Here is a 13,625-nt window from a genome sequence, read left to right as displayed (position 1 = left end):
CGGGCGGGTATGCTTTGGGCGGATAATTAAGCCGTAAACGGGAGTACCGCGTGAAGATTAATCGCCTTGATCTGGTAGTGTCGCTGTATATTCTGTGTATTGTGGTTTCCGAGCTGATGGGGGCTAAGATAGTTCCGCTGGGGACGATTTTCGGATTTCACCTCAATGCCAGCGTAGCTATTTTGGTAGTGCCGCTGATGTTTTCGGCCGTGGATGTGATGGTGGAGGTGTATGGCCGGGATCGGGCGCGCAGCTTGGTAATGTGTGGAGTGATCGTGATTGCGCTCCTGATGGTGTATGCGCTGGCGGTGACAAATTTGCCCCCGTCTACGCGTTTCGCGGCTATGGAGCCCAGCTACGATAAGGTATTTGGCACGTCGATTCGGATGGCGGCGGCGAGTTTGGTGGCCTTTGGCTTGGCGAGTTTGCTTGATGTGATGGTGTTCTCGAAATTGCGCGAGCGCATGCACAAAAAAGCTTTGTGGTTCCGCAATAACATCTCCAATGTAGTGTCGCAATTCTTTGACACCGCGATTTTTATGACCTTGGCGTTCTATGTGCCGGCTTTGGGACTGGGCGATAATTTGAGCTTCTTGCTGGGAGTTGGTATCCCCTACTGGCTGCTGAAATGTTTGATGTCGGTGATTGAGACGCCGCTGGTGTATGCCGGTGTGGCATGGTTGCGCGGCGACAAGAGCAAGACTGCGTGAAGCTCGCGGCCAATTTTGTGATGACCGTTGACGGCAAGGTGCAGGGGCCGGGTGCGGACTATTGGCCGATCGGCTCGGCGGCGGATTTGGCTCAGCTGCTCGACCTGCGGGCGCAGTGCGATGTGCTCGTGCACGGCCGGCTGACGGCCATGAGCCACGATCACCTTGGCCGCTTGCGGTCGCCGGAGTTTGGGGCGGCTTTGGCGCGGTATGAGCATGCGGGGCCGTATGTGTATGTGGTGGTGAGCGCGCATCCAGATGAGGCGCTCTTGGCGCAGGTGGATCCCAAGGGCGCGGTGTTGCGGGTGATCGTGGCGACGACCGAGGAGGCGCAGCTGCCTTCGGTGCCGGCGGGCGTAGAGGTGTGGCGGCAGGGGTCGGGGCAGGTGGATTTGCCGGCTTTGCACGATCGCATGGCGGCCGAGGGCTGGCGGGCTGGGGCGCTTGAGGCGGGACCGCGGCTGTTTGGCGCGTGGGTGGCGGCGGGGCTCGTGGACGATCTGTACGTGACGGTGGCGCCGAAGCTGTTTGGGACGTCGTTTGGTACGCCCACTATGATTAACGGGGTGTTATTTGCGCCCGATGAGGTGCCCGAGCTCGAATTGCTGGATCATCGCGCTGAGGGTGACGAGGTATACTTGCATTATCGATTTGTGAAAGGCCGGGCGTGAAGTTAACGACGATTCAAACCGACGCGGTGCGGGCTGGGGAGCTTGACCTCCTGGAGCTGGTGGACCGGTATGTGACAGACATGCCGGAGCGGTCGATTTTGGCGGTGACGGCGAAGGTGGTGTCGCTGTGCGAGGGCCGGGTGGTGAAGTTTGGCGCGGAGGCGAAAGAAGCCTTGGTACGGCGCGAATCGGAGTATTACCTGCCGCCGGAATATAATCCCTACGGCGTGATGGTGACGGTGAATCGCGATATTTTGATAGCCTCGGCGGGGATTGATGAATCGAATGGTGATGGGAATTATATCTTGTGGCCGGACGACCCGCAGGCCAGTGCCAATCGGATCCGGGAGCATCTGCGCCGGCGATTCGGGCGCGAAGTGGGGGTGTTGATGACGGATAGCCGGATTACGCCGATGCGCCGCGGTACGGTGGGCTTGGGGCTGGCGCACAGCGGGTTTGCGCCGTTGCATAATTATGTGGGAACGCCGGATGTGTTTGGGACGTATGATCTGAAGTATACGTATGCGAGTATGGTGGACGGTTTGGCGGCGGCGGCGGTGCTGATGATGGGCGAAGGAGCGCAGCGAACGCCGATCGTGGTGATCGAGGGGGCGGATATGGTGGAATTTCAGGATCGTAATCCGACGGCCGAGGAGCTTCAGAGTTTGCGGATTCCGCTCGATGAGGATTTGTATGGCGAGATGCTGAAGGCTATACCTTGGGATAAGCGACCGGGTACGGCTTAGAAATTCTCGGCTTGTTTGATGGCGTTTGTGAGCGCGATGGCTAGTCCGGAAGCCGTGGGGGTGTCGGTAGGTCCGAGGTCGTCGCCGGCGCGGGCGATGAGGTAGGCGGCGGTGGCGAGTCCGGCGGCGGGTTGGGCGTGGTTTTGGATCCAAAAAGTGCTGAGGGCGCCATAGAAGAGCGCCGGGGTGAGCGAGAGTCGGTAGTTGATGGGCGTGACGATGAGCTCGGCGCCGGCGGCAATGATGATTTCGGTGCCGTAGACGGCATAGGCTGCGCGGCTGGCAGCGGCGACGTTTTGGATGATTTCGAGTTTGTTTATGAGGCCGGCGCCGGGGCGGATGTTGATGGCGACGCCGAGCGCGCCGGCTAGCTTGAAGAGCTCGGCCATGGTGAGAATGATCAGTGCTTCGGGATTGTCGGTGACGGCCGGGAGCGTTTGCCGGAGCGCCACTAGGCCGTCGTCGCAGGCGATGAGCGGGCGCTGGATCTCGGCGGCGAGGCGTTCGGCGAGGATGGCGGTGGCGGAATTATTTGAGAGGCTGGGGCCGATAGCCACGGCATCGGCCTCTTCGCTGAGCTCGAGGATGCGGCCCAGGGCTTCACCGCCGAGCGATCCGGATGGTGTGGCGGCGGCGAAGGCTGTGCCAGGCGCGCCGCCCAAGAATTTCGCCAGCGTCTCGGGCATGATGACGGTGCACTCGCCGATGCCGGCGGCGGTGGCAAACTGGTGCATGGCGGTGGGGAGGCTGAATTCGCCGACGTGGCCGCCTACCACGAGCAGCCGGCCGCCGGCCCGACGCGTGACGGGGCGGCTGTAAAGCACCTGCGGGTAGAGTGGCGCGGTGGATTGGCGGACAAATTGCGGTGGGGTTTGACTCATGGCGGCTAGGCGGTAGCGGTGCGCAAGATCGGCGCCGTTGGCGTTTGTCGCGCCATAAATGTTTCGTATTCGGCGACTTCGGTGATGCGCTCGTTGATGAGCCGCCAGGCGATGGTTTGGCCGACCGGGGTGAGGAACAGGCCTTCGACCGAGGTGCCGACGTTTTGGATGTAGGCACCTGGCTCTACCCCTTTGCGGACGACATCGAGCCAAAAGTTTTCGTGGGTAAATGGCCATAATCGGTCGGCTTCACAGGCTACGAGGAGCGCACTGGGGGTGCGGCCGTTGATTTGATATTCGAGCGGACGTTCATGCCAGAGCGCGATGTTGCTGATGAGGTCTATTTCGCTTGAGCTTAATGGTTGGGCAAAGTCGTAGTGGCGCAGGAGTTCGGCTGCGAGTTGGCTGCCGTGAACGGTGTGGAGGTGTTTGGCCATGGCGGCGGCGGGGGTGAAGATTACCCCGGAGTAATCGAGGCTGTCGGCGATCTGGGCGTCATCCACGCGACACCAGCCGCAATCGTGTAATGTGACGGCGAGATGGGCCAGGTAGGGGTTGGTGCCGGGGTCGATGTTGGTGATGAGTTCGTTTACGAAGCCCAGCGAAATGGCGGTATGGACGTCGCTTGTGCGGGTACTGAGATAGGGCAGGACAAATTTGAAAAAATTGCGGTAGGCCTGGGGTACGTGAGCGAGATACTTGTCGTGCCAGGGGATGTGGGCGAGGAGATGGAGGCGATGGTTTTCGACGGCCGTGGTGGTGGAGAATTTGAGGTCGATTGTGGTGGGGGCGTAGGCCGCCGAGGCTCCGGGAACAGAAATTTTGCGGAAGCGCAGGCTGCTCATGCGCCTAGTATATATCTGATTGTTCCCGCGGTATACTAACATTTATGAGCGCCTCCCCCATTGTTTCAATTGCTAATTTTCGCATGCAGTTTGGCGATAACGTTGTGATTGATGACCTGTCGTTTGAGGTGAATGCCGGCGAAACGTTTGCTTTTTTGGGCTCGAATGGCTCGGGCAAGACCACAACCATTCGGACGCTGCTGGGGATTTTCGAGCCGACGGCCGGCGAGTTGCTTGTGAAAGGCCGGCATTATGATCCGAGCATGAGCGCGTTTTTGGGCTATTTGCCCGAAGAGCGTGGGTTGTACAAGAAAGAATCGGTGCTCGATACCATGCTGTACTTTGGTGAATTGCGCTGGATGAGCCGGCCGGCGGCGCGGGCGTGGTCGCTAACGTACCTGGAGCGGGTGGGCTTGGCCGACAAAGCTCACGTGGCGATCGAGAAGCTGTCGGGTGGGCAGCAGCAAAAAATCCAACTGGGGGTGACGATTATGAACGACCCGGAACTCATGATTCTGGATGAGCCCACGAAGGGATTTGATCCGGTGAACCGGCGTTTGCTGATGGAGATTGTGGAGGAGCACAGTCGGCGCGGTGCTACGGTGATTCTGGTGACGCACCAGATGGAAGAAGTGGAGCGGTTGTGCGACCGGGTGATTTTGCTCAAGGACGGCCGGCGTCGGCTCTACGGGACGGTGGACGAGATTCGCCGCGAGTACGGTGAGGAGGTGATTGATTTGGAATTTAACGGTCAATTGCCGCTGAAGGGGCGGCGATACGAGGCAAAGCTAGCGGGCAAGCGTTCGGCTGAGCTGGTGGCCGCGGACGGGTGTACGCCCCAGCAGGTGTTGGAGGAGCTGGTGGGACATCATGATCTGGTGATTACGAAGTTTGAGCTGCGGCGATCGTCGCTCGATGATATTTTTGTGAACATTTATAGTGAGCCAACGGAGGTGCCGGTTGGGTAGATTGCATACAGTGGCTCGGTTTGAATTTGCGCGTACGTTGAGCAAGCGGAGTTTTTGGGTGCGAACGTTGTCGATTCCGGTGCTGCTGGCGGCGGTGATTGCGCTGTCGTATTTTTCGAGCCAGGTGTCGAACGAGGCCGACCAAAAGGTGCAGCAGAGCCAGTTTTCGATAGCGGTCGAAGATGCGTCGGGCCTGGTGGGTCCGGAGGTGTTACGGGCGGCGGGAGCTAAAATCGTGGTCGGTAAGGCCAGTGGCATCGAGATGGTGAAGCGGGGGCAGGTTGATGCATTTGTATATTATCCGGTGGGGCCGGCGCAGCATGCGGTTGAGGTGTACGCCAAGGACGATGGTATTATCAATAATGCTAAGTATTCGGCTGCGGCATCGGCCTTGTTGAAGGCTGGGGTGACGGCCAAGCTGGGCGGTGGCGAGGCGGTGAGTTTGCTGCAAACGCCGCCCGACGTGAGTGTGGTGACCTACAAAGACGGCCAAGAAACCAAGGGGTTTGGTCGGGCGGTGGCGCCGGGGTTGTTCCTGGTGCTGTTTTACGCTGTGATTGTGCTATTGGGTAACCAAATGCTCACGAGTACCACGGAGGAGAAAGAAAATCGGGTCATTGAGATGATTTTGACCTCGGTGACGGCCCGGACGATTATTGTGGGCAAAATATTGTCGCTGGTGGGGCTGGGGATTATTCAAATTGTGGCGATTTTGGTACCGGTGCTCGTGGGGTATTTCGGGTTTCGCGAGGTGCTGAATATTCCGGTGCTGGATTTGTCGCAGGTGAGTTTTGCGCCCTGGCCGATTGGGGTGGGCGCGGCGATTTTTCTCGGTGGATTCTTGCTGTTTACGGGGCTGCTGGTAGCGATTGGGGCGGCCGTGCCTACGGCCAAAGAGGCCGGCGGGTTTTTTGCGGTGGCGATGATTCTGGTATTTGTGCCGTTTTACGCGTTGGGGGCGATCGTGACTTCGCCCGACCAATTGGTGGTGAAGGTGATGAGCTTTTTCCCGCTCACGGCGCCGATTACGCTCATGCTGCGTAATGCGGTGGGCAATTTATCGGCCGGCGAGACGGCGGTTGGCCTCGTGATTTTGTACGTGACCGGGGCGCTGCTGATGGCGCTGGCGATTCGAATCTTCCGCTTTGGTTCGCTTGAGTACGCTCGCAAACTGGGGATTCGGGAGATTTTGACGCGGCGGGCGTAGGCTACCAGCCGCCGCCCCCACCTCCGCCTCCCCCGCCGCCGGCAAACCCGCCCGAGCCAGAGCTCGAGGGGGCGGTGAAGCTGGCGCTGGCGGCCGAGCTAAAGCCCGCGAGCGAGCTGGCGAAGTAAACGGCGTTGAAGCTGGAGGCGCCGCCGTACCAGTCGGGGGGTTGACTGTAGAGGGCGGCGAACTGGCGTGCCCAGTCTTTTTCGAGGCCGAAGAGCATGGCGTAGGGCAGAAGTTTTTCATAGAGTTTTACTAATGTGGTGGTGTCGGTGACGTCGATCTTTTCGGTGAGTTTGCCGTGCGGCGCTTGGAGGGCCTTGATACGCTCGGCTTCGGCGACCGAAATGAACATTTTGAGCCCGAGCAAATATTCGCGGCGTTCGACGCCGGTAGCGGTGCGGGCGGGCATGATTTGGCTAAAAATGGCAATGATGCCCGCCGAGATGAGCAGCATAATGCTAGCGGGTAGGAAAAAGAAGCTCACGGCGCCGATGACACCGGCGATGATGAGGTAGGGTGTTTTGGCTTTGGCGGGGTCAACACGAAAGTAGCCGGTGTGGGCTAGGCGTTGATTGACCGTGCGGCCGATGGCCGTGGCTCCGGCGGAGAGTTTGTTTCTGAGGCTGCTGAGATTGACGCGCGTGCCGGGGGTGAGCTGATTGCTGAGTATGAGCTGCAGCACCGCTTGTTCGTCGGCGCGCAGATTGCCAGGAGCTTTCACGAGCTCAATATCGTAGCTGGTTTTGGCGCCGATGAGGCGAGCCTGGGTAGTTTCGTAAATCTTGAGGTAGCCGCGAACGGCGAGATCGAGAATGGTGGCAGAAATGGCTTTGGGCTGGAAGGATTCGGTGAGGATGGCACTGGCGTCGAGTACGCTGAGATCTTTGGGCGGCAGGTATTGGGGCACGATGACGCCGCGGCCTTCGGGGTCGCGGCCGTAGCGCAGCCAGCGGCGTAGCATGATCGCGATGGTGAGCGGTACGGGGAGGATGACGAGTAGTCCGATGAAGGCCAGATTGATGAGGGTCTGGGTGAGCGGCTCGTGGTAGGCCGCGAAGGTGCCGGGGGCGAAGCGCTGCTCAAGGGTGAGGGTTTCGCCGGCACCGAGCGCTCGGGTGGCGGTGTAGGTGGTGATGGTCTCGCCATCTGGGCCGGCGGCGGCTACGGTGGTGCAGGCGGTGGCGGTGGAGCCGGGTGGGCCGGTGAAACAGCGGGCGGCGGCGGGTTGGATGGCGGCGGCGATATCGCTGGTGAGATGGACGTTGGCGGTGACTTGGCCAAATTCTTGCTGCCAGGCGTCGCCGTTGGCGTCCCAGAAGAAACCGTCGTAGCCGGTGACGCCGGTGGTGACATTATCGAGGGCGTAGTCGAGATTGTAGCTTTGGAGGCCGTGGACATAGCGGTGAGCGTCGCCGATTTTGAGTACGAGATTGTGGTTGGAGTGGCTGGTGGTGTAGGGAAGGTTGGCGCCGGTGTCGTCGGTGACGCTCGTTAGTTTGAGGCCTGTGGGGTGGTTTTGGTAGGTTTCGGGAATGGCCCGGAGCAGGCCGTGATTTTGATCAAAATCGGGAAATTTGGCCACGAGGTGTTCGTGAACACGCAGGTGGGAGATATGGGCAGAGTCACGGCTCAGGTAGTAATCGGCGGTGAAGGTGGGAATGGTGAAATCTTGGGTTCCGGCCGTGGCGGCGAGCGGCCAGAAAAGGCAGCTGGCTAGGAGAGCAATAATAAGGCGGTGAAGCTTCATAGAGGTAGTGTAGCGCACTTGCAGTGGCTCGTGTTGGCTGCTCGGTAACGTAAGCGGTATAATACCTTCCATGGAAGCCAAGGATCTTCATGCCAGCCCGCAGCCGGCAGCTAATTTGATGGATAAAATTGCGGCGGATCCGGACATTATCAACCGGGGCGCGGCTGTACCGGCGCCGGTGGTGACGAGTTCGACGCCGGCGCCGGAGGTGGCTCGGGGTGCGGGCGGCCAGGCGGATTTGATGAGCGCGGGTAGTAAAGCGCCGGTGTTTAATTGGCTGGACCCGCAGCCGTTGGCGCCTCCGGTGGCGGCTGCGGCGTCGATCCCGGTTGGCGGGATGCCGGGGGCCGGGGCGGCGGTGCCGGCCAAGCCGCGTAGCCGTCGGTTGTGGCTGCTGCTAGCGGTGCTGGCGATTGTGGTGGCGGCTGGTGGCGTGACGGCGTATGCGGTGCTGGTACGGCCGATGGCGGAGCCGGTGGCGCAGGCCACGCCCACGCCTCATGTGCCCACGCCCACGCCCACGCCGAGCGTCGCGCCGACTGCTACGCCGACCCCAACTCCGACGGCGCCCGCTACTCCTTCGCCCACTCCCCCACCCGTCAACGTGACGGCTCCGGTGGTGGCGCCGACCGTTGAACATCCTCAGGCGGTGAAGGTGACGTCAAAAAACGGCTTGTGGTTGCGCAGTTCGCCGGATAGCTCGAATCAGTCCAATGTGATCGGCTGGATGCCCAACGGCGCCACGGTGAGTGTGGACGCGACCGGGAGTTTTTGGTGGCATGGGACGTATGGCGGCAAGACCGGCTATTTCGCGGTGAGCTACACCAAGTAGGAATTAGCTGGCGATTTGTTCCCAGGGGAATTCTGGGCGGCCAAAGTGTCCGTAGGCAGAGGTGGCGGCGTAGATCGGCCGCGCCAGATTGAGCGTTTCGATGATGCCCTTCACGCTGGTGTCGAGCAGTTTGTCTTTGAAGGCGTAGAGTTTGTCCTTGCTGACGGTGGCGGTGCCGAAGGTGTCGATGGTTTGCATGAGCGGGCGGGGCTGGCCGATGACATACGCCAGGCCTACCTCGCAGCGGTCGGCTAGGCCGGCGGCGACGATGTTTTTGGCGATGTAGCGGGCCGCGTAAGCGCCCGAGCGGTCGACTTTGCTGGGGTCTTTGCCGCTAAAGGCGCCGCCGCCGACTCGCGCGTAGCCGCCGTAGCCATCCACCACGATCTTGCGGCCGGTGAGGCCGGCGTCGGATTGTGGGCCGGGGATGTGCCACAGGCCGGTGCCGTTTACCACGATGTCGGAGTCTTTTGGCAGCTGGAAGCCATATTTTTCTACAACCGGCTTGAATATGTGCTCGATCACATCGGCGCGAACCTGGGTGGCGGGGGCGTCTTCGCGGTGGGCAACGGCGGCCACCAATTTTTCGAGGGCCACTGGTCGGTCGTTTTGGTAGCGGATGGTGACTTGGGTTTTGCCGTCGGGTCGCAGCCAGGCGAGCTCACCCTGCTCGCGGGCGCTGTCGATGCGGCGAGTGAGGGCGTGCGCGAGAGCGATAGGCAGGGGCATGAGCTCGGTGGTTTCGTTGCAGGCGTAGCCAAACATCATGCCTTGATCGCCGGCGCCATCTTGATCGGCGCCAAGGGCTATCTCGGGAGATTGCTCGTGAATGTTGTTGCTAAAGGTGGATTCGCCGCTGAAGCCCCAGCTTGGTTCGGTGTAGCCGAGTCGCTTGATGGTATCGCGGGCGATCTGTTCATAGTCGATTTTGGCCGTGGTTTTGATTTCGCCAAACAGGCAGATTTGGTTGGCGCCGGCGACGGTTTCGATGGCGCAGTGAGACTTGGGGTCTTGCTCGAAAGCGGCGTCGACGATGGCGTCGGAGATGGCGTCGCAGACTTTGTCGGGGTGGCCGGCGCAGACTGATTCACTGGTAAAAAGACGTCCGTCGGTATGGTTGTTCAATGAAAAGCCTTTCTGGTGTGGTCCCGGGGTAAGAAAGGCGTGGTTTCGCGATATCTTCCCTTGCGGGCTAGACGGAGCACCGTTCGACCGGGTGGGTCGGGGGTTGCCGGCAGGTCGTAGGGCTAGGTCCCTTGCTGCGCTCTTGATATGACAATTTGTGTACGGCCCTAGCATAGTGGGGCGGGACCGCGGATGCAAGCTAAAAAAGCCCCTCAGGGGAGAGGGAATTTTTTGTTGGCGGCGACTTCGGGTTCGTCGTCGAGATCGGCGAAGTCGAGCCGTTCGTAGTACACCGGTGTGCGGGTGCCGACTTGATGGCGTTCGACGATTTCGTCTGCCACCTCGGCGTCAAATCCGAGCCTCATAATACTTTGGACTTTACTGAGCGAATCGGTGTTTGAGAATAATATCTCGTCGATTCGCTGCTCTTGATGAGCAAAATTCTGCTTGCTCATAATTGTTGGCCCTCCACCTTACCATTGGTGGCATCATACGGCCGGCGGGAACGGGGCGCACTGGTGGTTTCCACAATGTGGGAGTGAGATTTGGCAGGGATGATTGGCCGGGTCATAATGGCAAGGCATGAGTTATGTGTTGTCACAAGATCAAGCGGCGGCTTTGCGCCAGATCGGGGCCTGGTATCGGGGCAAGACGGCGCCGTTTTTGACGCTGGGCGGGTATGCGGGAACGGGTAAAACGACGCTTATCTCGTACCTGCGCCAGGCGCTGACCGAGCACGATGTTGACGCTACTGTGGGTTTTTGTGCGTACACCGGCAAGGCTACGCGGGTGCTCCAAGATAAGCTGCGCGAGAGTCGGACGATGCGGCGTGGCGATAGTGTGTCGACGATTCACAGTCTCATCTACAGCACCGAGGAGGGGCCTGGCGGGGCGGTGAAATGGGTGCGCAAGGAGGCCTTGGACCGCAGCCTGATCGTGGTGGACGAGGCGAGCATGGTGGACGAATCGATCTGGCAGGATTTGCTGAGCTTTGGCATTCCGATTTTGGCCGTGGGCGACCATGGGCAGCTGCCGCCGGTGGGGTCGGCGTTTAACTTAATGGAAAAACCGACGTTGCGGTTGGAGCGGATTTTTCGGCAAGAGGCCGACTCCCCCATCATCGAGGTGGCGACCATCGCGCGCGAGACGGGACTGCTGGCGGTGCGCGAATATGGGGCGGGGGTGCGCAAACTCGACCGCGCGCAGCCGGAGACGGGCACGATTGTGCAGGAGTTGTTGTCGAATTGGCGGCCGGATTTGCTGGTACTGTGCGGCTACAACGCGACGCGGGTGAAGCTCAACCAGGCAATGCGCGAGATGCGTGATATGGTCGCGCCCGAGCCGCAATCCGGCGACCGGGTGGTGTGTTTGCGCAACAATCGCACCAAGCATTTGTTTAACGGCATGCTGGGGCGGATTGTGCGGGTGGTGCCGGCCATGGGCGAGGAGGGCGCGGCGTGGTATGAGGCGGAAATTGAGCTGGAGGGCGAGGATTATGTTTACACCGGGTATATTTTGCGTGAGCAATTTGGGGCGGCTACGACGCTCAAAGACGTGCCGGTGGGGCCGGACGGGGAGCGCGGCGACCTGTGGGATTTTGGCTACGCGCTGACGGTGCACAAGGCCCAAGGCTCGCAGGCGCCGGCGGTACTGGTGTTTGAGGAGCGGTTTGCGCGCTCAAGTGATGAGGAATGGCGACGCTGGCTGTACACGGCGGTTACGCGGGCTGAGCTGGAATTGACGGTGGTGGGGCCAGATACCGGCGGCGGCCCAGAATGATGGCGCATAGAATTGCACTGTTGCCGATGAAGACGAGGACTGGCACGAGCGAGACGAAGTCGTAGCGGCTGAGGCTGGCGAGCGTGAAGATGCCGGAGGCGATGGCTACGGCGAAGCCTTGCCAGGTTTCGGCGCGGGGGCTCAGCCAGGCGTGACGCCATGTCGGCAGGGCGGCTACGAGGACGACAATTTCTGAAATGGCGACGGCGGTGATGGCATTGCCCGTGATGCGCCAGGCTACGATGCCGATGAGGGCTATTGCTTGACAGGCGAAATCAAACGGCGTGTAGGTCTTAACCCCGCCGCGTAGGCCGGCAACCAAGATGGCGGCCGCACCGAGCGTAATGCCGCCCATAAGGATGGTGGTCGCGACGCTGCCGGAGCTGAGTGCGGCGATAAACAAAATCACGTCCACTAGCGTCCATGTGAGCCATGTCACCAGATTGGGGTGCGTTTTGCCGCGGATGACATCGACGAGATAGGGAAAGGCACTGGCGAATGCGAGTAGGCCGGCGGTGAGTGCGAGGACGTTTTTCATCTTTTCAAGCCTATCATAGGTGGGTGACAATTTGCCTAACGCTCGCTATGATATCGCTAACGTTAAATCTGATAGGAACCCATGGAAGACAAAACAACGCTAGAAGCCGTGCACCGCTTGATGCTTGAACTGGCGGAGACGCGGGGCAAGATGAAGAAGATTAAGGATGATTTGAAGGATATTGCGGAGCAAAATGATGAGTATCGCGTGCTCCAGGAGGAGCTCAAGGAGGTATCTGAGAAGCGTGCTACGGCCAAGAAATTGCTCGAGGCTGATAAAGACTACCAGGTCGTCAACTCGGAGCTTGAAGAGTTGAAGTTTAAGCACAAGGATTTGCAGGAGATTATGAGTCATCATTTGGTGACGTATTTTAGTGAGTCAGGTGAGACGTCGCTGACCACGCCGGACGGTGAGACGCTGCAGGTGGTGGTGAGTGCGAAGTTGGGCAAGGAAATCGCAGAGTAGACTGATCGATTTGGTTGCATGCGAGGGGATTTTCCTTGAGTAGTGGTTGCTGGAATCAGGACACTTTTTGTGCTTGTAAGTTGTCCTGGTTCCAGTATGGTAGTTAAGGTAATAACTCTCGGTCGATAGTAATGCCTCCTACCCTGCTCACGCTTCATATTTTACTGGCTTTGGCTGAGGGAGATAATGTTCCGGCTGCCATTGACGAATTGATTGTGCGAGATTCGCAGAGTATTTTTATGCCGGATGCGAGTGCTTTATACAAAGCCATTCATCGGCTGGAGCTCGAGGGCTTGATCGCGAAGGCGCCGTTGGGTCGGCGCGCATATCGATTGACGGCTCAAGGTCGACAGGTGCTCCATTCCGAAAGCGTGCGGTATCAACGCGTTGCATATTTAATGCGGTTGCGCCGGCTCTAGACATGCTACTTCGAGCTGGTGGTTTGCTTGATTTTGTCGGATTCGTTGATATTGCAGCCGGCCCAGAGGCCGCGGTTGGCGCTGCGCGCTTCGGTTTCGAGGGCGCGAAATTCATCGAGTCTTACGAGCGGGAATACGGTATAGGCGAAGGCGTAGCCGTCGCGGATGATCTCGGCGTTTACGAGGGTGCCGTCTGGTAGGTAGACGTAGCGTAGGAGGCGGTGGTATTTGTCGCGGTTGGAGTTGGTGGGGTCGGGTTCGAGGCGCACGTTTTTGTCCTCGAGGAGCGCCTTGGTGTGCGCGGCGGCGGCTTGGCCAAAGCATTGGACGGGTTTGCGGGGGTCGTGGGTTTCGGGCGTATCAATGCCGAGGAAGCGCACGGTGTCTTTGTGGCCGCCGAGCTCGATGTCCATGGTGTCGCCGTCGACGACACGCGTGACGTGTGCTAGGCCGGGCTGGGCGTCGAGGACGGTTTGGGTGATGGTGGGCGGGGTGGCTTGGAACAGCGCGGCGCCGAGGAGGGCGATGAGTCCGATGAGGCCGCCGGTGATCTTGAGGCGGTGCCGGCGGCGATGGCGTAGTGAGGGTATAAGTTCGGTTTTCATACGGTATTTATTGTGCCATAAATGAATTTGACAGGCAACTTGTAGACAAACTTGGGTCTATATGTTATAATTGTGGTTCGG

14 protein-coding genes and 2 pseudogenes are annotated in these 13,625 nt (G+C 59.7%); 9 read left to right on the top strand and 7 right to left on the bottom strand.

Annotated elements, in window-relative coordinates:
• Positions 1 to 50 precede the first annotated feature (50 nt).
• From VMT30_07980 to VMT30_07965, 4 genes and pseudogenes are all read left to right on the top strand, one after another.
• Positions 51 to 710 (top strand): queuosine precursor transporter, encoded by a 660-nt coding sequence (locus VMT30_07980; GenBank protein ID HVQ44866.1) that lies wholly within the window; start codon positions 51 to 53, stop codon positions 708 to 710.
• Complete coding sequence (locus VMT30_07975) at positions 707 to 1,381, top strand: RibD family protein (protein ID HVQ44865.1); 675 nt, start codon at positions 707 to 709, stop codon at positions 1,379 to 1,381. Before VMT30_07980 ends, VMT30_07975 begins: the two co-directional genes overlap by 4 nt.
• A pseudogene (locus tag VMT30_07970) lies at positions 1,378 to 1,932 on the top strand (coenzyme F420-0:L-glutamate ligase). Before VMT30_07975 ends, VMT30_07970 begins: the two are co-directional and overlap by 4 nt.
• Positions 1,914 to 2,006: pseudogene (locus VMT30_07965) on the top strand (30S ribosomal protein S18). The pseudogenes VMT30_07970 and VMT30_07965 overlap by 19 nt, the downstream one beginning before the upstream one ends.
• Positions 2,007 to 2,123: 117 nt before the next feature.
• Here the strand turns inward: VMT30_07965 and VMT30_07960 are convergent.
• Complete coding sequence (locus tag VMT30_07960; GenBank protein HVQ44864.1) at positions 2,124 to 3,008, bottom strand: hypothetical protein; 885 nt, start codon at positions 3,006 to 3,008, stop codon at positions 2,124 to 2,126.
• A 5-nt stretch (positions 3,009 to 3,013) separates the two neighbouring features.
• The gene (locus VMT30_07955; GenBank protein HVQ44863.1) at positions 3,014 to 3,853 is read right to left on the bottom strand and encodes a hypothetical protein; all 840 of its coding nucleotides are present in this window, start codon (positions 3,851 to 3,853) and stop codon (positions 3,014 to 3,016) included.
• 44 nt (positions 3,854 to 3,897) lie between these two features.
• Between VMT30_07955 and VMT30_07950 the strand changes: the two genes are divergently transcribed.
• Both VMT30_07950 and VMT30_07945 read left to right on the top strand, forming a co-directional pair.
• On the top strand, positions 3,898 to 4,821 hold the full coding sequence (locus tag VMT30_07950) for an ATP-binding cassette domain-containing protein (protein ID HVQ44862.1): 924 nt from the start codon (positions 3,898 to 3,900) through the stop codon (positions 4,819 to 4,821).
• A gap of 10 nt (positions 4,822 to 4,831) precedes the next feature.
• The gene (locus VMT30_07945; protein ID HVQ44861.1) at positions 4,832 to 6,028 is read left to right on the top strand and encodes an ABC transporter permease; all 1,197 of its coding nucleotides are present in this window, start codon (positions 4,832 to 4,834) and stop codon (positions 6,026 to 6,028) included.
• A 1-nt stretch (position 6,029) separates the two neighbouring features.
• On the opposite strand, the gene VMT30_07940 is transcribed toward VMT30_07945, so the two are convergent.
• Entirely contained in the window at positions 6,030 to 7,781 is a 1,752-nt protein-coding gene (locus tag VMT30_07940) for a DUF2207 domain-containing protein (GenBank protein HVQ44860.1), read from the bottom strand.
• 70 nt (positions 7,782 to 7,851) lie between these two features.
• Here VMT30_07940 and VMT30_07935 point away from each other — a divergent pair, with 70 nt between their 5' ends.
• Positions 7,852 to 8,613: an SH3 domain-containing protein gene (locus VMT30_07935; GenBank protein ID HVQ44859.1), complete on the top strand. Its 762-nt coding sequence runs from the start codon at positions 7,852 to 7,854 to the stop codon at positions 8,611 to 8,613.
• Positions 8,614 to 8,616: 3 nt separating this feature from the next.
• Here the strand turns inward: VMT30_07935 and metK are convergent, their stop codons facing one another.
• Together metK and VMT30_07925 are read right to left on the bottom strand one after the other, a co-directional pair.
• Complete coding sequence (metK, locus tag VMT30_07930; protein HVQ44858.1) at positions 8,617 to 9,738, bottom strand: methionine adenosyltransferase; 1,122 nt, start codon at positions 9,736 to 9,738, stop codon at positions 8,617 to 8,619.
• Positions 9,739 to 9,950: 212 nt separating this feature from the next.
• Positions 9,951 to 10,193 carry a hypothetical protein gene (locus VMT30_07925; protein ID HVQ44857.1) on the bottom strand — a complete coding sequence of 81 codons (243 nt, stop codon included), beginning with the start codon at positions 10,191 to 10,193 and terminating at the stop codon, positions 9,951 to 9,953.
• 127 nt (positions 10,194 to 10,320) lie between these two features.
• On the opposite strand from VMT30_07925, the gene VMT30_07920 reads away from it, so the two are divergent.
• Positions 10,321 to 11,517 carry an AAA family ATPase gene (locus VMT30_07920; GenBank protein ID HVQ44856.1) on the top strand — a complete coding sequence of 399 codons (1,197 nt, stop codon included), beginning with the start codon at positions 10,321 to 10,323 and terminating at the stop codon, positions 11,515 to 11,517.
• Here VMT30_07920 and VMT30_07915 read toward each other — a convergent pair.
• Entirely contained in the window at positions 11,456 to 12,055 is a 600-nt protein-coding gene (locus VMT30_07915; GenBank protein HVQ44855.1) for a hypothetical protein, read from the bottom strand. The genes VMT30_07920 and VMT30_07915 overlap by 62 nt on opposite strands.
• A gap of 81 nt (positions 12,056 to 12,136) precedes the next feature.
• Here VMT30_07915 and VMT30_07910 point away from each other — a divergent pair, with 81 nt between their 5' ends.
• On the top strand, positions 12,137 to 12,520 hold the full coding sequence (locus tag VMT30_07910; GenBank protein HVQ44854.1) for a hypothetical protein: 384 nt from the start codon (positions 12,137 to 12,139) through the stop codon (positions 12,518 to 12,520).
• 424 nt (positions 12,521 to 12,944) lie between these two features.
• Here the strand turns inward: VMT30_07910 and VMT30_07905 are convergent, their stop codons facing one another.
• Entirely contained in the window at positions 12,945 to 13,544 is a 600-nt protein-coding gene (locus tag VMT30_07905) for a thermonuclease family protein (protein HVQ44853.1), read from the bottom strand.
• Positions 13,545 to 13,625 lie beyond the last annotated feature (81 nt).

Source organism: Candidatus Saccharimonadia bacterium (assembly GCA_035544015.1).
Classification (GTDB): domain Bacteria; phylum Patescibacteriota; class Saccharimonadia; order UBA4664; family UBA4664; genus UBA5169.
This window is presented reverse-complemented; position numbering and strand designations above follow the sequence as displayed.

Coding starts and splice junctions, on each gene's coding strand:
- VMT30_07905 (HVQ44853.1), bottom strand. CDS start 13,544: ATGAAAACCGAACTTATACCCTCACTACGCCATCGCCGCCGGCACCGC.
- VMT30_07955 (HVQ44863.1), bottom strand. CDS start 3,853: ATGAGCAGCCTGCGCTTCCGCAAAATTTCTGTTCCCGGAGCCTCGGCG.
- VMT30_07920 (HVQ44856.1), top strand. CDS start 10,321: ATGAGTTATGTGTTGTCACAAGATCAAGCGGCGGCTTTGCGCCAGATC.
- VMT30_07940 (HVQ44860.1), bottom strand. CDS start 7,781: ATGAAGCTTCACCGCCTTATTATTGCTCTCCTAGCCAGCTGCCTTTTC.
- VMT30_07935 (HVQ44859.1), top strand. CDS start 7,852: ATGGAAGCCAAGGATCTTCATGCCAGCCCGCAGCCGGCAGCTAATTTG.
- VMT30_07960 (HVQ44864.1), bottom strand. CDS start 3,008: ATGAGTCAAACCCCACCGCAATTTGTCCGCCAATCCACCGCGCCACTC.
- VMT30_07915 (HVQ44855.1), bottom strand. CDS start 12,055: ATGAAAAACGTCCTCGCACTCACCGCCGGCCTACTCGCATTCGCCAGT.
- VMT30_07925 (HVQ44857.1), bottom strand. CDS start 10,193: ATGAGCAAGCAGAATTTTGCTCATCAAGAGCAGCGAATCGACGAGATA.
- VMT30_07950 (HVQ44862.1), top strand. CDS start 3,898: ATGAGCGCCTCCCCCATTGTTTCAATTGCTAATTTTCGCATGCAGTTT.
- VMT30_07910 (HVQ44854.1), top strand. CDS start 12,137: ATGGAAGACAAAACAACGCTAGAAGCCGTGCACCGCTTGATGCTTGAA.